General features: G+C 72.2%; 14 protein-coding genes, 1 tRNA gene, 1 other RNA gene and 3 pseudogenes. 5 read left to right on the forward strand and 14 right to left on the reverse strand.

The window, feature by feature from the left end; all coding sequences use genetic code 11:
• Positions 1–121: 121 nt before the first annotated feature.
• The 4 genes from ACFYOH_RS08310 to ffs form a co-directional block, all read right to left on the reverse strand.
• Positions 122–2,032, reverse strand: coding sequence for a hypothetical protein (locus tag ACFYOH_RS08310; protein WP_388622450.1), 1,911 nt, complete (start codon positions 2,030–2,032; stop codon positions 122–124).
• Positions 2,033–2,295: 263 nt separating this feature from the next.
• Positions 2,296–3,564, reverse strand: coding sequence for a phosphoribosylamine--glycine ligase (gene purD, locus ACFYOH_RS08315; protein ID WP_388622452.1), 1,269 nt, complete (start codon positions 3,562–3,564; stop codon positions 2,296–2,298).
• A gap of 100 nt (positions 3,565–3,664) precedes the next feature.
• Positions 3,665–5,992: a DNA polymerase III subunit gamma and tau gene (locus ACFYOH_RS08320; protein WP_388622454.1), complete on the reverse strand. Its 2,328-nt coding sequence runs from the start codon at positions 5,990–5,992 to the stop codon at positions 3,665–3,667.
• Between the two features lie 78 nt (positions 5,993–6,070).
• Positions 6,071–6,167, reverse strand: an RNA gene (gene ffs / locus ACFYOH_RS08325) — signal recognition particle sRNA small type.
• A gap of 120 nt (positions 6,168–6,287) precedes the next feature.
• Here ffs and ACFYOH_RS08330 point away from each other — a divergent pair.
• Positions 6,288–6,375, forward strand: a tRNA-Ser gene (locus ACFYOH_RS08330).
• 79 nt (positions 6,376–6,454) lie between these two features.
• Here the strand turns inward: ACFYOH_RS08330 and ACFYOH_RS08335 are convergent.
• Positions 6,455–7,000, reverse strand: a pseudogene (locus ACFYOH_RS08335) (tyrosine-type recombinase/integrase); the annotation flags it as partial.
• Between ACFYOH_RS08335 and ACFYOH_RS08340 the strand changes: the two are divergent.
• Positions 6,952–7,416, forward strand: a pseudogene (locus ACFYOH_RS08340) (ATP-binding protein); the annotation flags it as partial. The pseudogenes ACFYOH_RS08335 and ACFYOH_RS08340 overlap by 49 nt on opposite strands.
• Before the next feature lie 402 nt (positions 7,417–7,818).
• Positions 7,819–9,501: an RICIN domain-containing protein gene (locus ACFYOH_RS08345; protein WP_388622456.1), complete on the forward strand. Its 1,683-nt coding sequence runs from the start codon at positions 7,819–7,821 to the stop codon at positions 9,499–9,501.
• A 402-nt stretch (positions 9,502–9,903) separates the two neighbouring features.
• Here ACFYOH_RS08345 and ACFYOH_RS08350 read toward each other — a convergent pair whose 3' ends face one another.
• Positions 9,904–12,342 carry a non-reducing end alpha-L-arabinofuranosidase family hydrolase gene (locus tag ACFYOH_RS08350; protein WP_388622458.1) on the reverse strand — a complete coding sequence of 813 codons (2,439 nt, stop codon included), beginning with the start codon at positions 12,340–12,342 and terminating at the stop codon, positions 9,904–9,906.
• A gap of 88 nt (positions 12,343–12,430) precedes the next feature.
• Between ACFYOH_RS08350 and ACFYOH_RS08355 the strand changes: the two genes are divergently transcribed.
• Positions 12,431–12,751: a hypothetical protein gene (locus ACFYOH_RS08355; RefSeq protein ID WP_388623815.1), complete on the forward strand. Its 321-nt coding sequence runs from the start codon at positions 12,431–12,433 to the stop codon at positions 12,749–12,751.
• Here ACFYOH_RS08355 and ACFYOH_RS08360 read toward each other — a convergent pair.
• The 8 genes and pseudogenes from ACFYOH_RS08360 to ACFYOH_RS08395 form a co-directional block, all read right to left on the reverse strand.
• Entirely contained in the window at positions 12,642–13,427 is a 786-nt protein-coding gene (locus ACFYOH_RS08360) for a hypothetical protein (RefSeq protein ID WP_388622460.1), read from the reverse strand. The genes ACFYOH_RS08355 and ACFYOH_RS08360 overlap by 110 nt on opposite strands.
• Entirely contained in the window at positions 13,424–13,954 is a 531-nt protein-coding gene (locus tag ACFYOH_RS08365) for a SigE family RNA polymerase sigma factor (protein WP_356317216.1), read from the reverse strand. The genes ACFYOH_RS08360 and ACFYOH_RS08365 overlap by 4 nt, the downstream gene beginning before the upstream one ends.
• A gap of 143 nt (positions 13,955–14,097) precedes the next feature.
• Positions 14,098–14,361 carry a hypothetical protein gene (locus ACFYOH_RS08370; RefSeq protein WP_388622462.1) on the reverse strand — a complete coding sequence of 88 codons (264 nt, stop codon included), beginning with the start codon at positions 14,359–14,361 and terminating at the stop codon, positions 14,098–14,100.
• Positions 14,362–14,937: 576 nt separating this feature from the next.
• On the reverse strand, positions 14,938–15,576 hold the full coding sequence (locus ACFYOH_RS08375; protein ID WP_388622464.1) for a lanthionine synthetase LanC family protein: 639 nt from the start codon (positions 15,574–15,576) through the stop codon (positions 14,938–14,940).
• A 79-nt stretch (positions 15,577–15,655) separates the two neighbouring features.
• Positions 15,656–17,437, reverse strand: coding sequence for a copper resistance CopC/CopD family protein (locus tag ACFYOH_RS08380; protein WP_388622466.1), 1,782 nt, complete (start codon positions 17,435–17,437; stop codon positions 15,656–15,658).
• Positions 17,438–17,668: 231 nt separating this feature from the next.
• Complete coding sequence (locus tag ACFYOH_RS08385) at positions 17,669–18,445, reverse strand: SDR family NAD(P)-dependent oxidoreductase (RefSeq protein ID WP_388622468.1); 777 nt, start codon at positions 18,443–18,445, stop codon at positions 17,669–17,671.
• Positions 18,442–18,915, reverse strand: a complete 474-nt coding sequence (locus tag ACFYOH_RS08390; RefSeq protein WP_388623817.1) for a cupin domain-containing protein — start codon at positions 18,913–18,915, stop codon at positions 18,442–18,444. The genes ACFYOH_RS08385 and ACFYOH_RS08390 overlap by 4 nt, the downstream gene beginning before the upstream one ends.
• 2 nt (positions 18,916–18,917) lie before the next feature.
• Positions 18,918–19,081 (reverse strand): annotated as a pseudogene (locus ACFYOH_RS08395) (siderophore biosynthesis protein); the annotation flags it as partial.
• Positions 19,082–19,137: 56 nt separating this feature from the next.
• Here ACFYOH_RS08395 and ACFYOH_RS08400 point away from each other — a divergent pair.
• A complete protein-coding gene (locus ACFYOH_RS08400; protein ID WP_388622470.1) occupies positions 19,138–19,740 on the forward strand; it encodes an HhH-GPD-type base excision DNA repair protein in 603 nt (200 codons plus the stop codon).
• Positions 19,741–19,751: the final 11 nt, after the last annotated feature.

A 19,751-nucleotide genomic window follows, 5' to 3' on the forward strand; every position in this document is an offset into this window, starting at 1 on the left:
CCCTTGCCAGGTGCGTGGTCACTCCCAGCACATCACATAACGCACGGGCTCGGTCACTAGTCGTTGCGAATTGACCTGAAGTGGAAGACAGAACTCCCGTTTTACGACGCTGCCGGGTCCCCTAGACGAGCCGTACGGGCTTCTCCGGCCGTATCCCGGACGCGGCCAGCCAGTCGCGCAGCGGGCCCGGGTCTCCCTCCTCGATGAGGCTGAGCACCTTGGGAACGAGGTCGGTGGCGCGCTCGCCGCCCAGCACGAGGGAGGGGCCGTCCAGCCAGTCCAGCGCGGGGACCGCGCCCGCGGTGTCGACGGCCGCGCAGCACACCATCGCCGTGACGTGGTCGGTGAGCAGGTCGCGGGCGGTGCGTGGGGGCTGCAGCGGGAAGAGCGGCAGGCCGCCGTCGTCCCACAGGGCGCTCTCCGGGGTCCGGCCGGTGGCGGTCGCGCCGGACCTCGGGGCGCCGGCCTCCTCGCGGGCCAGGGCGGCGCTCAGGCCCGCGGCGAGGGTGGCGCTGCGTTCCGTGCCGGGGTCTTCGGGCGGCGGTCCCACCTCGGCTTCGCGGGTCGCCTGAGGCGCCTCGGCGGCATGGGACACGTCCGCCTCGTCCTCACCCTCGGCGGGGTTCTGGTTCCCACTCGCACCACCCGTGCGGCTTTCGTCGTCGGGTGCGGGTGGCCCCTGTGGGGCGTCCTCTCCGTCGGCGGCTTGCGGGATGAGGTGTGGGGATTTCGGTATCGCCGCTTCCGAGGGGTGTTCGGTGAGGTGGTCCAGGACTCGGGCCAGGGTGGGGCCGCCGGGGTCGGGGGTCGTGGGGTCGAGGGAGGGGCGGACACCCAGGGAGTCCAGGACGCGGTGCAGGCGGGCCGCGTCGGCGCGCCAGGTGCGGTCCACGACCTCCTCCGGATACGCCTGCCAGTCCACCGGAGCCCAGTCCGGACCGGGCTCCGCGGGGCCGCCGTGGAAGAGGCGGGCGGCGAGGAGGGACGCGGCCTCGTCCACGGCACCCGGCTCCTCCAGGAGGTCGCACGCGGGCCGCTCGCCGAGCCGGGAGGTGAAGCCCTCCGCCAGGCGGTCGCGCCGGGACAGCTCGGTGAGCGCCGCCACCACGCCCGCGTCCAGCCGCGAGGGCCAGCGGCCCATGCGCCAGGCGGGCACCGCGACCCTGGTCAGCAGCCGGTCCCAGCCGGCGTAGGCGAGACCGACCTGCTCCTGGGCGACGATCCGCAGGCCGTAGTCGACGGCCTGGGCCCGCTCGGCCGCCGCCGCGGCGACCCCGCGCTCCATCTGCGTCGCGTGCTCCCGGCAGCCGCGCAACAGCAGCCGGGCCACCCAGCCGAGGGCCGCGCACACACCGCGTGTCGCCGGGCAGCGGCCCGGTGTCGAGGCGACCGCGACGGCCGCGTCCAGGCCGCGCACGAAGCGCCGGGCTGCGGCTATGTCCGGGTGCGCCGAAGGGCCCGTACCGGCGATGACAGGGGCGAGGACCGCGCGCAGCTCGCCGACGCGCATCCACCACAGGAACGGGGAGCCGATGACGAGCACCGGGGCGACCGGCGCGCGGCGGCGGCCCGGACCCGCCAGCTCGTCCTCGTCGGGCGTGGAGCGCTGCGGCGGGCCGTGGGCCGAGTGCGTGCGGTCCTCCAGCCAGCTGTCGCAGTCCGGGGTGAGCGCTATGGCCGAAGGGGCCGGCACGTCCAGCCGGTCGGCGAGGTCGCGCACCATCCGGTACAGATCCGGGGCGGACTCCTCCGGGACCGGCACCGTGGGGCTGACGGCGGGGCGGGCCCGGGCCACGACCAGGGCGATACCGGTGGCGGCCAGCAGCACCAGCACGGCGAGCAGGCCCACGACCCAGCGGGTCACGTCCCAGCCCCGGCCGACGAAGTGGCCGGTGGAGCCGCCGGTCAGCAGGATCACCGCGGCGGCCGCGGGCAGCACGGCCACGGCCAGGGCCCGGCCCCGGACCCGCAGTACGGCGAGGGCCCGGGAGCGCGCGGCCTGCGCGCCCATTTCCGCACCGATTCCGGTCACGTCCCGCCCTCACCCCCTCGCCGCCGATGCCGTGCTTGCCTGGTGGTGCTCACTCCCCCACTGTGGCACCCGCCACTGACATCGCAATGCCGGTGGGCCAAGTGCCGGAACGCATGCGCGGCACCCTAGTTGGGGCCCCGGCCCCCGTCAGCCGTATGGACGATTGCTCACTCGATGGAATGGCTTTGGTCAGAGGTGAGTGACAGACAGCAAAGATCAGGCCCCGGATTGTGGGTCCGGGGCCTTCATCAGGAGGGGGCAGGTCAGGCGGTTGCCGCCGGTGCGGCCTGGGCCGCCTTCGCGGCGATGTCCGTGCGGTGCTGGGCGCCGTCCAGCCGGATCCGGCCCACCGCCCGGTACGCCCGCTCGCGCGCCTCGGTCAGGTCCTTGCCGGTAGCCGTGACGGACAGCACCCGGCCGCCCGCGCTGACGACGGCGTCGCCGTCCCGCCTGGTCCCGGCGTGCAGCACGTACGCGTGCGGGGCGTCCTCGGCGGCCACCTCGTCCAGACCGGTGATCGGGTCGCCGGTGCGGGGGGTGGCGGGGTAGTTGTGCGAGGCGACGACGACCGTGACGGCCGCGTCCTCGCTCCAGCGCAGCGGCGGCAGATCGGCGAGGTTGCCGGTGGCGGCGGCCATCAGGAGGCCGGCCGGCGGGGTCTTCAGCCGGGCGAGCACCACCTGGGTCTCGGGGTCGCCGAAGCGGGCGTTGAACTCGATCACCCGGACACCTCGGCTGGTGATCGCCAGGCCCGCGTACAGCAGCCCGGAGAAGGGGGTGCCGCGGCGGCGCAGCTCGTCCACGGTGGGCTGCAGAACCGTCTCCAGCACCTCGTCGACCAGCTTCGGCTCGGCCCACGGCAGCGGCGAGTACGCGCCCATGCCGCCGGTGTTCGGGCCCTCGTCGCCGTCCAGGGCACGCTTGAAGTCCTGGGCGGGCTGGAGCGGTACGACCGACTCCCCGTCGGTGATCGCGAAGAGGGACACCTCGGGGCCGTCGAGGAACTCCTCGATGACCACGCGCTCACAGGCGGCGGCGTGTGCCTTGGCGGCCGCCAGGTCGTCGGTGACGACCACGCCCTTGCCGGCGGCGAGGCCGTCGTCCTTGACGACGTAGGGGGCGCCGAAGGCGTCGAGCGCTTCGGCGACCTCGTCGGCCGTCGTGCACACGTAGGAGCGGGCGGTCGGCACGCCGGCCGCCGCCATGACGTCCTTGGCGAAGGCCTTGGAGCCCTCCAGCTGCGCGGCCTCCTTGGACGGGCCGAACACCGGGATGCCCGCCGCGCGGACGGCGTCGGCCACGCCGGCGACCAGCGGGGCCTCCGGGCCGACGACGACCAGGTCGGCACCGAGGCCGGCGGCCAGCTCGGCGACCGCCTTGCCGTCGAGCGCGTCGACCGGGTGCAGCTCGGCGACCTCGGCGATGCCGGCGTTGCCTGGGGCGCAGTGCAGCGCGGTGACGTCGGGGTCGAGGGACAGGGAGCGGCACAGGGCGTGTTCGCGGGCGCCGTTACCGATGACGAGGACCTTCACGGGGTCAGCCTAATGGCAAGGTTGCCGAAGGTCGGGGGGCGGGTTTGTTGGGGTTTCCTCCAAAGAGGGGCCACTCGCGCGTCGTCGCCGTCCCGGTCGGCTACTCGTTCGAGAACTCCTCCACCACCGTCGCGCCCAGTTCCCGCACGATCAGTTCGTGGCCGGAGAGGGCCGACTCGTCCAGGTCCGGGTCGTCGTCCTCGGGGATGTCGTCCTCGGGGGCGACCGGGGGCGGCTCGGGCGCGGCGGCGGGCCGGGGGGCAGGCGTGGGTGCCGCCGTGGCGGAGCTGGGGCCGGCCTGGGGCGCGGCGGGAGCCTGCGGGGTCGGCTGGGGAGCCGTGGGACGGGGTGCGGCCGGGGTGCCGTAGCCACCGCCGCCCCCGGCGGGAGCGCCGTAGCCGCCTGGGCCGCCGAAGCCCGAGCCCCCGGCGGGCGCCGGTGCGGAACCGCCGCCGGACGGGTCGACGACCGCCTCGATCTTCCACTGCACGTTGAACTGCTCGGCCAGTGCCGCCCGCAGCACGTCCTCGCTGCCGCTGCCGGCGAAGTTGTCCCGGGCACCGGCGTTGACGAAGCCGAGTTGGAGGGTGGTGCCGTCGAAGCCGGTCACCTGCGCGTTCTGGCTGAGCAGGATCCAGGTGAAGCGGCGGCGGTTCTTGACGGCCTCCAGGATGTTCGGCCAGAGCATGCGGGGGTCGAGGCCACCGCTCGGGGCGGCCGGGGGCGCCGCCGGGGCTGTGGGGGCCGCCGGAGCTGCCGGGGGCTGCTGCTGGGCTGGGGCACGGCCGGGGGCCTGGCCCTGGGGTCCGCCGCCCGCCGGTGCCGCTGCCGTGGGCCAGCCACCGGGGCGTCGGCCGCTTCCGGCGGATGCGGCGGTGGGCCAGGCACCGGGAGCGGCGAGAGCCGGGGTCGGAGCACCGGCCGGGGCCTGGGCAGCGGGGGGTGCGGAAGGCGATGCCGGGGCCTCGGCGGAGGGGGCAGCCGCTGTGGGGGATGGCGTGGGGGCCGCGGGGGCGGGGGCGGGGGCCGCCGGAGCCGGACCGCCGGCACCAGGGCCGCCGGCGCCGGGACCAGCAGCACCAGACCCACCAACACCCGGCGCACCAGCACCGGTATCACCCGCCCCCGGCCCACCAGCCGCTCGTACCGCCGCGCGGGCCGCTGCCGGGCCGCTTCCGGGCGGTACCGAGGGCAGGGGGGCGCCGGTGCCGTGGGCCTCGGGGCCGGGGACGTAACCCATGGCGGGCATGCCGCCGCCGCCCGAGAAGTGGACGCCGCGTTCGAGACGGTCGAGGCGGGCCATCAGCGACCGGTCGTCGCCATAGGCGGCGGGCAGCAGCACGCGCGCGCAGATCAGTTCCAGCTGGAGGCGGGGCGATGTGGCGCCGCGCATCTCCGTCAGGCCCGCGTTGACGAGGTCTGCGGCGCGGCTCAGCTCGGCGGCGCCGAAGGTGGAGGCCTGGGCCTGCATGCGCTCCAGGACGTCGGCCGGGGCGTCGAGGAGCCCCTTCTCCACGGCGTCCGGCACGGCGGCGAGGATCACCAGATCCCGGAGCCGCTCCAGCAGGTCGGCGACGAAACGGCGCGGGTCGTTGCCGCCCTCGATGACACGGTCGACGACCTCGAAGGCGGCGGCCCCGTCACCGGTGGCGAAGGCCTCGACGACGGAGTCGAGAAGCGAGCCGTCGGTGTAGCCGAGGAGGGAGGTGGCCATGGCATACGTCACACCTTCCTCGCCGGCGCCGGCGAGGAGCTGGTCCATGACGGACATGGAGTCACGCACGGAACCCGCGCCGGCCCGCACGACGAGGGGCAGCACGCCGTCCTCGACCGGGATGTCCTCCTTCTGGCACACCTCGGCGAGATAGTCCCGCAGGGTGCCGGGCGGCACCAGCCGGAAGGGGTAGTGATGGGTCCGCGACCGGATGGTGCCGATGACCTTCTCGGGCTCGGTGGTCGCGAAGATGAACTTGAGGTGCTCCGGCGGCTCCTCGACGACCTTCAGCAGCGCGTTGAAACCGGCCGACGTGACCATGTGGGCCTCGTCGATGATGTAGATCTTGTACCGGCTGCTCGCGGGGCCGAAGAACGCCTTCTCGCGCAGTTCACGGGCGTCGTCCACGCCACCGTGAGAGGCCGCGTCGATCTCGATGACGTCGATCGAGCCCGGGCCGTTGCGCGCCAGGTCCCGGCATGACTGGCACTCGCCGCACGGGGTCGGAGTGGGACCTTGCTCACAGTTCAGGCAGCGGGCGAGGATGCGTGCGCTCGTCGTCTTGCCGCAGCCGCGCGGACCGCTGAACAGGTACGCGTGATTGACCCGGTTGTTCCGCAGCGCCTGCTGCAGCGGGTCGGTGACATGCTCCTGCCCGATGACCTCGGCAAAGGTCTCCGGGCGATAGCGGCGGTACAGCGCGAGAGACGACACGCATACGAGGTTATAGGCGCCCACTGACAACCGGTCCCGGCCGCGGACGCCCCGACGAGGTCCGGACCGACCCGGGAACGCAAGGGCCCCCCACGCACCCGCCAGAGCCGACCTACCCTTGCTGCCTTCCGGCCCTGGGGGAGTTCAGTCAGATAGCGCCGCGTGAGGGGCTGCGCCCCACATTACCCGATCGCGGCCCACGGTCCGTACCCGATCACGACCCACGGCCGCACCCGATACGGGCCTGCGGGAACGAGTTCGCGAGCACTCCCCTCGGTCATGTAATGTTTCCGGCGGAGGATTCGCCTAGAGGCCTAGGGCGCACGCTTGGAAAGCGTGTTGGGGGCAACCCCTCACGAGTTCGAATCTCGTATCCTCCGCCAGTGCCTCACCGGGCACGATGTCGAAGGGCCCCACTGTTCGCAGTGGGGCCCTTCGACGTGCGTGGTCTCGGTTTTGGTCTCATTTGGCTCCGGAGGAGCCCCACAGCTTCTCTCCGACCTGATCCGCGACCTTCCGGAGCATGAGCCCTGTCACATGCATGTAGCGAGCTCGCATCCGCGCGGCGCCACCCGGCTCCCATCCCATGATCGCGTCCACGATGACATCCGGGACACCGAGCACGAGGAGGACCGTAGCCGCCGTGTGGCGAGCGTCATGAAGGCGCCCGTCCCGCACGCCAGCGTCCCGAAGAAGCCGCTTCCACACGTGGTAGTCGGTGTTCGGGCTCAGAAGCCCCCCAGTCGGCGACGTGAAGACGTAGCCCTTGTCCTCCCAGTCGGCTCCGGCCCCCGCGCGCTCCCGGTCCTGCTCCTCCCTGTGCTTGCGGAGCAGCTTGATCAGCGGGTCAGGCAGGCCGACCGTTCGGCGGCCAAAGCGTGATTTCGTGCTCTTGTGCTCGCGCCGGATCTGCTCGCGTTTGGGGCAGTACCCCGGCTTCTTGCCGCACGACTCGTCCCGACCGGATCCTGCACGACCTGCTCCCTCAGCCCCAGACGGACGACGTCGCTCTCCTTCTCACCCGGACCAGGACCCTTGGCACCAGCCAGGTCGCCACCTGGGAACTGCCCGCCGAACCCTCCGTCGTGGCCCTGGCCCGTGAACTCGCCTGTGAGCGTCTGGCCGCCTGGCACCAGCAGGAAGCTGCCTTCACCGCGGAACTCGTGGTGAGCGAACTGGTCACCCATGCCATCCTCTACGGCTCCCCATTGATCCACCTGCGGCTCATCCGTGACACGGCGTTGATCCGTGAGGTCAGCGACGCCAGCGGCACAGCCCCGCATCTGCGACGCGCCCGCCTCTCCGACGAAGGCGGCCGGAGCCTCCTCATCGTCGCTCAGCTCTCCCAGCGGTGGGGCAGCCGTCACACCCGCACCGGCAAGACGATCTGGGCCGAACTACCCCTCACCCCTGCGCAGCATTGATCTTCATCCGCGGGGAGGTCCAATAGCGGGCGTGGTACGCGGTAAGCGGCGGGGCCGGGAGCAGCCATCAGGCGTTCGCCACCGCCGGCGTCAGACGTGCCGCGCTCCGCAGCGAACGGGAAGCGGTCAAGGCGAAAAAATCTGTGGCTCTTCGCGGCAACCTTTTCGGCCTCTGGGACCACTCAGCGTTGTCCGGCCAAGTGGTCCGGTCAGATGCAACGGCTGAAAGAGAGCACAGGCATGTCCCTGGAACGAGAGCACAGACATGTCCCCGGCCCACCCACGTCATCGGTGGCGTCCCGCGTCGGCGGCCACCGTGCCGACGGCGGCGGCCGCGGTGGTCGCCCAAAGCATCGTGGCCGTCGGTTGCTCGCGCGTCGGGGTTTCTGGGCGGGCCTCGTCATGGTTGTCGTGGCCGGCTCGACTGTCGTGGTCAGCCAGGCTTCGGCGCAGCAAACCCTGGATCTGAAGAAGTGGTACGTGCTGGTCAACCGCAACAGCGGCAAGGTGCTGGACGACCGCGCCTTCGCCACGAACGACGGCGCGGCGGTGGTGCAGTGGGCGCGCCACGGAGGGGCCAACCAGCAGTGGCGGTTCATCGACGCGGGTGACGGGTACTACCGGCTGCAGAACCGGAACTCCGGCAAGGTGCTGGACGACCTCGGCTGGTCGAAGACCGCCGGCTCCGCCATCGTGCAGTGGAAAGACCTGAACGGCACCAACCAGCAGTTCAAAGTGGCCAAGTCGCCGGACGGCTACGTGCGTTTGGTCAATCGCTTCAGTGGCATGGCTGTCGATGTCCACAACGCCGCCAAGGCCGACGGGGGCGACGTCGTCCAGAACCGCGACCGGGGCGGCGCCGATCAGCAGTGGCAACTCGTCCCGGCCGGGAGTGTCGGCAGCGCCGGTACGCCCACCGCGCCGGGCGGCAGCGTTCCCACCAGCCAGGCTCCGAGCGGCTCGCACCCGTCGTCGCCGTCGTCTCCCGAGGCTGGTGGCGGCAGCTCGACGACACGTTTCATGGGCAGTAGCACGGTGCTCATCGGCGGCTCGATGTCTGATGCCTCGGCGGCCGCCGCGCCGTTCGACGTGCGGTACGCCTATGTGCACAGCCAGCCCGCGCCCTCGTCGGCTTACTATTCGGCATCGCTCTGCCAGGCCGCGTGGTCGAGCTGGTGGGGCTGCTGGAACGGCAGCACCACGGCGCCCGGCACTTACGTGACCTGGCGGGACACCGTGGCGGCCCACGCGACGTACAAGGGCAGCCCGCGCCCGCAGAAGATGCTCTGGACGTGGTACTCGTTGCGCGACCTCGGGGATGCGGCAGGCCAGGGCGACGGTCCGGGCGAGGTCGTGGCCATCAACCGGCTTGACCTGCTCACCCGGTACATGAACGACTACCGTTTCTTCCTCCAGAAGATCGGCAACTCGAACGACATGATCGACCTTGAACCCAACTTCTGGGGCTACGTCCGGTCGCTCGGCGATCCGCACAAGGTTGCCGCCCAGGTCTCGGCCGCAAACCCGACCGATTGCGGATCGCAGGAGAACAGCGCCGCCGGACTCTCCCGCTGCCTGATCTCGATGGCGCACAAGTACGCGCCGCACACCGCCGTGGGGCTCCACCTCACCTGCTGGGACTGGCAGAACAACACCCAGGGATGCATCAAGGACTACGCAAGCCTCGGGGCACAGAACGCCGACCTCCTGGTCACCGACGTGTCGGACCGCGACGCAGGCTGGTACGCGCAGCCGGCACACGGCGGCCGTGACACCTTCTGGACCGACCAGAAGGCCGCTGACTCGCTGAGGTTCTACAAGACGATGGCCGAGTCCGTGGGCAAGCCGGTGGTCCTGTGGCAGATCCCCGTGGGCAACATGGCGCAGAACAACACCCTCAACCATTACAAGGACGACAAGGTGGACTGGTTCTTCGGGCACATGGACCAGGTGGCGAACGCCCATGTCGCCGGGCTGCTGTTCGGTCCAGGGCAGCAGGAACAGACAACGGCCGAGACCGACGGCGGAAACCTGATCAGCAAGACCATCGCCTACCACAACTCAGGTGGCACAGCGCTCAAGTAGGCGAAGGCACGAATGCGCCCCCATCTCCCCGATGGGGGCGCGTTTTCGTCATCTTCGTCGGGCTGAGGACTTCTCGGCCGGCGCCGGCCATGCCGCCGTCGGTGCGGGCGTCGATCGAGGCGGCCTTGGCGAAGGGGATGATGGTGCTGACAGGTGCCGGCAGAACGCCGATCCGGGACGTCGGCGCCCACGCCGCGCAGGATCAGGAGCACGCCCATCTGCCGGACAAGCCTCGCCGGGCCTCCGCCTGGTCCCCAAACGATTGGAACCCCAGCCGGCGTACGGCTGGGGTTCCTCGAGGCGGTGAGTATCGGTCAGCGGGTGGAGGTGCCCGAGCCGTAGACCGCTCGTCTACGCCGCCGGTGCGCCGCACCAGATCGCGATCACCATGGATCAGGCGGGTCAGCGCTGCAGGGTGAGGGCCCCCGGCCGCCACGGCAGTCGGTCGTAGGGGCCGGTCGCGGTGGGGGACTTGCCCTGGTAGAGGAACTGCAGGTGGCAGGGGTCGATGGTCATGGTCTGGTCGGGGTTGGTGCGGACCAGGTCGCCGTGGCTGATGTCGTTGGTCCAGGTGGCACCGCTGTTGGCCTTGCCGGCGAAGGGGTTGCTCTCGCTGGTGGCCTGCGGGGTCCAGGAACCACTCAGGCTGGTGGCGGTGAACGAGCGGAAGTAGCGCTGCTCGTTCGCGCCCCGAGCCTCGACGATCATGAGGTACTGGTTCTGGCCCTGCACCTTGTAGACCTGCGGCGCCTCGAACAGGTTCTTCACCGTGTCGCTCATGACCGTCGTGTAGGACGAGCCGAAGTTGCCCGGGAAGTTCCCGATCGGCATGCTCGCCCGGTAGATCTTGCCGTTGTCACCGGCGAAGAACAGGTAGATGTTCTGGTCGTCGGCGATCAGTGTCTGGTCGATCGGGCCGGTGGGGGATTCAGTCTTGGGGATGCTGCCGGTGAACAGCGGCTGCGGCGCGGACCAGCCGTCGGGGTCGGTGGGGTCGCTCGACGTACGGTAGACGAAGGGCGACGCGCCCCACTGGGACGCCAGCACCCAGATCTTCTTGGGCGCGAAGTAGAACAGCGTGGGCGCCACCGCGGACTGGCGCATCCCGGCCTGGCCGGCCGACGCCATGTCCGACCAGTTCGTGAAGGGCCTGAACATCATCGAGCCGTACGACGAGCCCGACACGCTCGACGCGTACACCAGGTGCTTGCCGTTGTACACCACGTCGGTGAAGTCCTTCACCGCGTCCCACCCGTTCGCCGGCTGCGTCAACGCACCCGTCGACGACCACCGGTACGTCGACGGAAGAGCACACGTGCCGCCCGCCGGCGCGGGCGCCGAAGTCCTTAGGTTCCAGTGCTGGTGGGCGCCGCCGTTGGAGTCCCAGATCTGGACGGGAGTGCCGTTGGCGGTCCGACCGCCGGGGATCTCCAGCGCCCGGCCGCTGGCGACGTTGGTCAGCGTGTAGGAGCCGTCACTGTTGCGGCCGGCCCGCCAGTGCTGGTTGGCGCCGCCGCACGAGTCCCAGACCTGCATCCTCGTCCCGTTGCCCGTCTGGTTGCCCGGCTCGTCCAGTACCCGGCCGCTGGCGACGTTGGTCAGCGTGTAGGAGCCGTCACTGTTCCGGCCGGCCCGCCACTGCTGGTTGGAGGCACCGCTGGCGTCCCACACCTGGAGCGGGGTGCCGTTGCCGTTGTATCCCGCGGGCTCGTCGAGAACGCGTCCGGCGGCCACGTCGGAGAGCGTGTAGACCGCGCCGGAGGTGATGCCGCCTGCGTCCGGCGTGCCGCCGCTGGCGCTGCCCAGGGCGGTGAGCGCCGCACTGTAGGCGGGTTTCTTGTTGCCGCTCGCGTCGAACAGCAGCGGGTTCTCGCCGGTGCGCCACGAGTCGCTGTCCCTGATCCCCCACACCGTGATGCCCGTGCAGCGGGCGACGTTCATGCACGCCTGGACGGCGTTGGTGTACGCCGTCGGCGACGCCTGGGCGATGTCGAGCTCGGTGATCTGGACGTCCACGCCGAGCGCGGCGAACTTGGACAGAGTGGTCTGGTAGCCGGCCGGTGGGCCGCCTGCGCCGAAGTGGCTCTGGAAGCCGACGCAGTCGATCGGTACACCGCGGGACTTGAAGTCCTTGACCATCGCGTAGACGCCCTGCGTCTTGGCGTCGGTCCAGTTCTCGATGTTGTAGTCGTTGTAGCAGAGCTTGGCGGAGGGATCGGCGTTCCGGGCGGTGCGGAACGCCTCCTCGATGAAGCCGTTGCCCAGCACGTCCTGGAACACCGAGCTGCGGTGCCGGCCGCTGCCGCCGTCGGCGAACGCCTCGTTGACCACGTCCCAGGCGTAGATCTTGCCCTTGAAGTGGCTCATCTCGGTGGTGATGTGGTTGTCCATCACACTGCGCAGGGTGTTGGCGTCGGTGATGGACTTCACCCAGCCAGGCAGTTGCGAGTGCCACACCAGGGTGTGCCCGCGCATCCGCTGCCCGTGCGCGGAGGCGTGGCCGACGATCGAGTCGGCCGGGCCGAAGTTGAAGGTGCCGCGGGACGGTTCGGTGGTGTCCCACTTCATCTCGTTCTCCGGGGTGATCATGTTGAACTCCCGGTCGAGAATCGTGGAGTACGTCGAGTCCCCGAGCCTGCCCGAGGACACCGCCGTACCGAAGTAACGGCCGCTACCGGCCGCTGCACCGGCCAGGGTCGGGGTGCGGGCATTCGGCGTGTGGGCGGCCTGGGCGACCAGCGGTACGGCGGCACCCGCGGCGGCGAGGACCACGGCGGCGGCGAGCACGCGGCGGGTAGCCGGACGGCGGCGATGAGAGCGGTTCTGATCTGACAAGGGCATGTCCTTCTGGCACAACGGGCCTTGATCCGGCCCTGGTTACTCGCCAGTTGCCGCCACGCACACAAAGGTTGCCGCGATCGCGGGAAGAATTTTCACGGCCGCCGTCACCGTCCCCACCCAGTTCCGCGGCGACCTGCTGGCCACCGTGGAGGCCACCTACGCCGACGGGACCAACGCCGGGTCGGCCGATGGGACCAACGCCGACCCGGCCGACTGGACCCCGTACCAGCAGTTCGGGTACTTGTTCTCCCACCGGGCTGTGCGGCAAGGGGACTCATCCCCTTGCCGCACAGCGGCCTTCACCGGGTCGGGACGAACCCTCCCCGGACCGACGCGGAGCCGCCCGAACCCTGCGCGTCGACGCGGTAGCCGTCGCCCGCGGCACTGCGCACGCCGGTGCCGTTGTTGAACTGGGCGGCAAACTCATAGCTCCCGGCCGGCACGGTCAGGCCCGGCTTGAGGACCCAGCGGTAGACCAGCGTGCCGTCGGCCTCCTGAGCGGTGACGGTGAAGTCACCACTCGGCAGGGTCTGCCAGGTGCCGGTGTTCTTCACCCCGCCGGTCTGCACGATCCGTATCTCGATCGTGAGCGAGGTGAGCGGCTGGGTCGTCTTGAGGGCGAGGTTGCTCTGCGTCCAGTAGACGGTGCTGTGCGGGTCCACCGAGCCGGTCGACCACAGCGCCCCGTTGCGGCTCTCGCCGGCGGCCGGCGATGGACTGGTGGCCGGCTGAGTCGGGCGCGGGCTGCCCGGGGTGGTGGCCGGGGCCGGCGCGACAGGGGTGGGGCGGGCCGATGTCGGGTGCGGGGAGCCGGCGGTCGGGGACGGGCTGGCCGGCGTGGTCACGGTGGCCGACGGCGACGAGTGCGCGACGATGGCGGCGACGGCGAGGCCGCCGGTCGCCAGGATGCCGGCGGCGGCGAGCCCGGCGAACACGACCCTGGTACCGGACCTCGCGAACGGCCGCGCGCGGTGACGGACGGCGGGGCCGGCCACGCCGCGTTGCACCCGGGCCAGCATCCTCGCGCGGTCGGGCCGGTGGGCCTCGGCGGCCTCGCGCAGCCGACGGGCGATCTCCTCGTTCACCGGTTCCTCCTCCCTGCCACCAGGTCCCCGACCGCTCGCGCGCCAAGAATCCTTTCCAGCTCGGCCATTCCCTTCGAGGTCTGGCTCTTCACCGTACCGACCGATATGCCCAGCGCCACCGCCGTGTCCTTCTCCGACAGGTCGAAGGCGTGCCGCAGCACCACGCAGGCACGCTTGCGGAACGGCAGCCGGGCGAGCGCCGCGCGGACGTCCAGCACGGCCGCCATGTCCGGCCCCTCCACCTTCTCGGGGCTGCGGGACCAGAACAGCGTGATCCGGCGTCGCTCGCGCACCGCGCTGCGGATCCGTCCCCGCGCCAAGTTGGCCACCACGCCGCGGGCGTAGGCGAGCGGGTGGTCGGCCTGCCGCAACCGGTCCCAGCGCTGCCACAGGGCGACCAGGGCATCCGCCGCGAGGTCGTCCGCCGCGTCGGTCTCGCCGGTCAGCAGGTGTGCTAGACGGGCGAGTTCGGCATAGTGGCGTTCGAAGAATTCGTGGAACTCCGCGGACGCGTCATCGAGGACCATCCCCCGGTCGCCCTCTCCTGGCAATGATGTGCGCGTTGGTTGCGCGTTTAACAATCGGGGCGGCAGCCTAACAGTGCCCAGCCCGGGATTCGAACGGCGGCCGTGCTCGGTTGCGGGCCGGTGAAGGCCGACCGGCGGGCTGGTCAATGCTGGGCGAGCCGGACGCTGGTCGGCTGCACCGTCGCACCCGCACCGCCGCCCGCCGCAGACCCGGCATCGGACGGGGCGGCCGCCCGCGCGCCTGCGGCGGACGCGTCGGCTGCCCGCCCGGCACCGGTTCCGCTCGCGGTGAGGAGGGTCAGGGCCAGGCGCGCCAGCACACCGACGACCAGCAGCCCCAAGGGAATGCCCGTGACCAGTCCGCGCCTGCGCCACGGTCGCGGCGCGGCGTGCTTCGTTGCCCTCATGCCCGTCCATCCGGTAGTTCGAATCGGCCTTCCGGCTCCCAGTTGCCGCAGGGGACGAGAAGGTTGCCGCCCCGACGCTGATTTCCCGGCGACCGGTGCACGGCACGAAAGGGATCTGAAGAACATCGGATACGGCGGCAACCTTTCCGTCCCGAGCGGCCACCCAGGGGTGCACCAACCACGGCGAGCGCAGTCAGCTGCGCCACCGCCACCCGTAGCCACGCACTCCGATCGGGGGCCACTCGTGTCACCTGACGACCCGATAACCTCCGAGCAGCCGATGCCCCGGGGCCGTACGCACCGCCGTGGCCGAACACGCCGCCGCATCGTGGCGGGAGCGGGGGCGGCACTGCTGGCCGGGGCCGGCGCGGGCGCCCTGGCACTCAGCGCGCACGCCGCGGCGACCGTCGCCGTCACCGTCGATGCCGGCACCTCGCTGAGCACGATGCCCAGCACCGGCGTCGGCCTCAACACAGCGGTCCACGACACCTACATGACCGACGCCAAGGCGGCGTCGCTGATGAAGGCGGCCGGGATCCGGCAGCTGCGCTTCCCCGGCGGCTCCGTCGGGGACGCCTACCACTGGAAGACCCATACCGTCACCGGCGACAGCTGGGCCGCGCCGGGCACCGACTTCGACCACTTCATGGCCACCGCGAAGAAAGTCGGCGCCCAGCCGATCATCACGCTCGCTTTTAGGCGTGGACGTAGGGGCCGGCCGGGCCGTGGCACCAGCCGTAGCTGATGGGCTCGATCACATCGGGTCGGTACTGGGGGGTCGAGTGCGGCACCAGGAAGCCCTCCGGCCCGGCTTCGTCGCGCCACGACGTCTGCGGCACCGGCCAGCGCCAGCTCGACCAGGTCCGCACGGCCGGTGGCCTCGCCGACCCGGGCAAGCGCCAGGACGATGCCGAGCGTGCCGTGCGAGATGTGATGCAGACGGGAGTCGATGCCCGTGCGGTGGGCCCAGTGGACGCCCGCCGGGGTCTGCTCCGCCGTGCGCAGATACGGCTCCATGGCGAGGACGGCCAGTTCGGCGTCGCCGGCCAGGAGTGCCCCGAGGCCGATCCCCGCGTTGCCGCCCATCAGCTCGAACAGTTCGCCCCAGCGGGTGCCGTCGAAGCGTGGCCGCACGAGTTGCAGCGCGCGGTCGACGGCGGCGCCGGCGGCCGTGTCGCCGAGTTCTTCGTGAAGGGCTCGCAGGACGAGCGCCATTCCGGTGCGGCCAGTTCTGGTCTCGAGTGGGCGGCGACCGGCTGCCCCGCCCAGAAGATCGACCGCGTCCGGGGCTGGCCTACCGCGTCACCCGCACCCGTGCCGACACCGTCACCTGGTCCAGGTCCGACACCCGGACCGTCGCCTTCATCGTCCAGGTGCCGGGGAGGGGGAGGTCGAAGGAGTCGGTGGACCAGTAGCCGCCGCGGTCGGTGATGCGGGTGTCGAGGGGGCCCAGGTGCCGGGCGGGCAGGGTGAGGGTGACGCGGAGTTCGGGGACCGTGGACAGGCCGCCGTCGGGGCCGTAGACCACCGCCTGCACGGAGGTGCGGCCGATCCGGCCCGGGTCCAGCGTGATCTGGACCTTGCCGTGGCCGCCGGGGGTGCCGACGTCGAAGGGGATCGTGGTGACGGAGGCCGTGGGGATGCCGGTCGTCGCGGTTGCGGACGGTGTGGCCTCCTCGGCCGCACGGCCGGGGACCGTGCTCGTCAGCAGGGTCGTCAGGGCCAGGACCAGCACGCCGACGGCCGCCTCCGCCAGCACCGAGCGGCGCAGGGTGTGGAAGGGCGGGGGTGGGGGCGGAGTGGCGGGTTCCGGGGGGAGCGGGGGGCCGGTGGCCGGTTCGGGGACACGGGCGGCGGCCACCCGGGGCTCCCGGGCCAGGCGGCTGGTCCAGGTGCGGGAGCAGGCCGCCGCCAGCAGCAGCGCGGTGACCGCCGCCAGTTTGGCCAGCAGCGTGCGGCCGTACGTCGTGTCCGTGAGTGCCTGCCAGGAGCCGAGGCCGCGCCAGGACTGGTAGACGCCGGTCAGGACCAGGACCGTCACCGAGGCGGAGGCCAGGCGGGAGAAGCGGGCCACGGTAGCCGGGGAGGTGCGCCGCAGGGTGCGCAGGAGGGCCGCCAGACCGCCCAGCCAGGCCGCCATGGCCAGCAGGTGGAGGGTGGCGGAGGTGATGGCCAGGGGGACCTGGATGCCCGCCGCGGCGTGGTCGGCCGCCGTCCAGGTCAGGGTGAGGGGGAGGGAGACGGCCCCGGCCACGGCGAGCGTCGTACGGCGCGGGAGTCTTCTGCGGCGGGCCCGCAGGAGCGCCACACCGGCGCCGGCCAGGAGCAGCAGCGTCAGGCGGAGGAGCAGGAGGGCGCCGGGGCGGGTCGTGGCCGTGTGGGTCAGGGAGCCCAGGGAGACGCCGGGTGAGGTGCCCTCCTCGTAGGGGGCGCGCAGGAGGTACAGGGCGGCCGTCGTGGCGAGCAGGGTCCAGGCGGCGGCCAGCACCGGGGTGCGCAGCGGGGCCGCCGTCGGCGGGCGGCAGTACGCCACGAACGCCGCGGCGCCGAGCAGAAGGGCCACCGAGAGGTAGGCGAGGTAGCGGGCGATGTTGTACAGGGCCGCCGTGGCGGGGTTCTCCGTGTCGTCGGGGGCCGGGCTCGCGGCCGTCGCCGTGCGGTTGCCGACCGAGAAGGTGAGCGCTCCGGACACCGGGTGGCTGTCCGCGGACACCACCCGCCAGGCGACCGTGTAGGTGCCGGTGGCGAGCTTCGCGGGGAGGGCGACGCGGGCCGCGTCCGAGCGGCCGGGGGCGTGCTCGGCGGGGCCCGTGCGCAGCCGGTGGTTGGTGGGGTCGTAGACGCGGAAGGAGTCGGTGAGCAGGCCGACCGATTCGGTGAAGGTCAGGGTGACGTGCCGGGGGGCCGTGCGCAGGAGGGTTCCGTCGGCGGGGTCGGACGTGCGCAGGGCCGCGTGGGCGGACGCGGGGGCCGCCGTGCCGAGCAGCAGCACGAAGAGGCCCGCGCAGAGCAGGCCCAGCCGTCGTGCCCATCGACGCCGGTCGTGCAGCAGCACTCGTCCCCTCCCTCGACGCATGCCTCGTAGGAGCACGCCTCGCCGCCTGTCCTCCGTATGAGTACGCAGAGACCGGCCGGAGCGCTCACCCCGCGAGCGATCGGCCGCAACGCACCCATCGACGCCGGTCGTGCAGCACTCGTCCCCTCCTTCGACGCATGCCTCGTAGGAGCACGCCTCGCCGCCTGTCCTCCGTATGAGTACGCAGAGACCGGCCGGAGCGCTCACCCCGCGAGCGGTCGGCCGCAACGCTCACCAGGTCGGCCGGGCCGAGATGCCGCCGTCCACGGTCAGGTCGTGGCCGGTGATCCAGCTCGCGAGCGACGAGGCCAGGAACACACAGGCGTCGGCCACGTCCTCGGGACGGCCGAGCCGGCCGGTGGGGACGGCGGCGAGCCAGCGGCGTACGCCGTCCGGCCAGGCCTGCGCCAGGCCCTCCCGGTCGATCAGGCCGGGCGACACGGTGTTGACCCGGATGCCGTCGGGCCCGTACTCCAGGGCCGCCGCGCGGGCGTGCATGACCACTGCCGCCTTGGCCGCGCTGTAGTGGGCGTGGCCGGGCGCGGGACGGGAGGCCTCGATGGAGGCGATGTGGGTGACGCTGCCGCCGCCGTGGGCCCCCATATGGGCGGCGGCGGCCTGGGTGCAGGCGAAGACGCTGGTGAGGTCGGTGTCGACGACCGTGCGCCACTCGGCCGCCGTCATACCGGGCAGGGGCTGGATGGGCTGGACGGCCGCGTTGTTGACGAGGGCGGTGAGCCGGCCGCCGGACCAGTCCGCCGCCTCCCGGACCAGCCGGTGGCAGGCGTCCTCGTCCGTCAGGTCCGCCCGGAGTACGACGGCCTCGCCGCCCGACTCCCGGATCCGGGCCGCCACCTCGCCGGCCGCGTCCACCGCCGTACGGCAGTGCACGGCCACCGCCGCGCCCTCCTCGGCGAAGCGCAGCGCGATGGCGCGGCCGATGCCGTCGCCCGCGCCGGTCACCAGGGCGGTCTGTCCGTCGAGCAGGTTCAGCGGGCTCCTGTTCATGGGCGGCACAGTTCCGCGATCCGGGCGGCCTCGGAGGGATAACGCGCCGTCAGGTCGGCCGCACTCCCGTGTTCGTAGTCCGGGTAGGTGAATCCGGGCGCCATCGTGCAGCCGAAGAACGCCCAGGCGCCGCCCGGTGCCACCCGCGCGCCCATCCAGGTGCGGGCGGGCACGGTGAGCTGGGGCTGCTGGCCGGACAGCGGGGCGGGGCCTAGAACGGCGGTGCGGGTGCTGCCGTCGGGGACGAGCAGCAGGAGGTCGAGCGGGTCGCCGAGGTAGAAGTGCCAGATCTCGTCGGTGGGCAGGCGGTGCAGGGCGCAGAAGTCGTCGGCGGTGAGCAGGGCGACGATGGCGGAGCCCTCGGGCCGGCCGTCGGGGCGCTCCGGCCCCTCCCAGGTACACCGGAACAGGCCGCCCTCGCGGGGGATGGGTTCGAGGCCGTAGTACGCGATCAGATCGTCCGGCGTCAGCGTCACCCGGGGAAGGCTATCGCGCGCTCCGGAAGGCGAGTTGGCGTCGGGCGTGCTTCTCCGGCCGGTACCCAGCGGGGAGGTCCACCTCGGGCAGGACGACCGCCGGGCCGCGCACGAAGCCCTGGCGTTCGAAGCGGGTGATCGCCCTGGTGTCGCGTACGTCCGTACCGTCGGACCACCCCGGCTGCGTCGCGCGCGCCGGCGGGCCACCATCGACGCATGGACGTCACCCTGCACCTCGCCCAGGACCCCGACGCCGACGCGCTCCTCGGGCGGTCCGCGCTCGCCGCGCTCACCGGCATGCTGCTCGACCAGCAGGTCCCGATGGAGTGGGCGTTCAAAGGGCCCCGGACCATCGCCGACCGGCTCGGCGTCACAGCGGCCGGCGATCTCGACGCGCACGCCATCGCCGCGATGGACCCGGAGGCCTTCGCCGCGCTGCTCGCCGAGAAGCCGGCCGTGCACCGCTACCCGGGCTCGATGGCGGGGCGCATCCAGCAGCTGTGCCAGTACCTCGTCGAGCACTACGACGGGGACGCGGAGGCCGTCTGGCGGGGCGTGCCGACCGGTTCCGAACTGCTGAAACGGCTGGAGGACCTGCCCGGGTTCGGCAAACAGAAGGCCCAGATCTTCCTCGCCCTGCTCGGCAAGCAGCTCGGCGTCACGCCGGAGGGCTGGCGGGAGGCCGCGGGGGCGTACGGCGAGCGCGAGTCCTTCCGGTCCGTCGCCGACATCACCGGGCCGGAGTCACTGGCCAAGGTGCGCGCGCACAAGCAGGAGATGAAGGCGGCGGCGAAGGCCTCCGGCAAGCCGGGCCGATAGACGTGGGGTGG

It is taken from the genome of Streptomyces sp. NPDC007856 (genome assembly GCF_042868225.1).
Lineage (GTDB): Bacteria > Actinomycetota > Actinomycetes > Streptomycetales > Streptomycetaceae > Streptomyces.

Bases quoted from the DNA above. Each gene is read 5' to 3' on its own strand.
- ACFYOH_RS08370 (WP_388622462.1), bottom strand. From the start codon at position 14,361: ATGAGGGCAACGAAGCACGCCGCGCCGCGACCGTGGCGCAGGCGCGGA.
- ACFYOH_RS08400 (WP_388622470.1), top strand. From the start codon at position 19,138: ATGGACGTCACCCTGCACCTCGCCCAGGACCCCGACGCCGACGCGCTC.
- ACFYOH_RS08365 (WP_356317216.1), bottom strand. From the start codon at position 13,954: ATGGTCCTCGATGACGCGTCCGCGGAGTTCCACGAATTCTTCGAACGC.
- ACFYOH_RS08345 (WP_388622456.1), top strand. From the start codon at position 7,819: ATGGTTGTCGTGGCCGGCTCGACTGTCGTGGTCAGCCAGGCTTCGGCG.
- ACFYOH_RS08385 (WP_388622468.1), bottom strand. From the start codon at position 18,445: ATGAACAGGAGCCCGCTGAACCTGCTCGACGGACAGACCGCCCTGGTG.
- ACFYOH_RS08350 (WP_388622458.1), bottom strand. From the start codon at position 12,342: ATGCCCTTGTCAGATCAGAACCGCTCTCATCGCCGCCGTCCGGCTACC.
- ACFYOH_RS08375 (WP_388622464.1), bottom strand. From the start codon at position 15,576: ATGGCGCTCGTCCTGCGAGCCCTTCACGAAGAACTCGGCGACACGGCC.
- ACFYOH_RS08380 (WP_388622466.1), bottom strand. From the start codon at position 17,437: ATGCGTCGAGGGAGGGGACGAGTGCTGCTGCACGACCGGCGTCGATGG.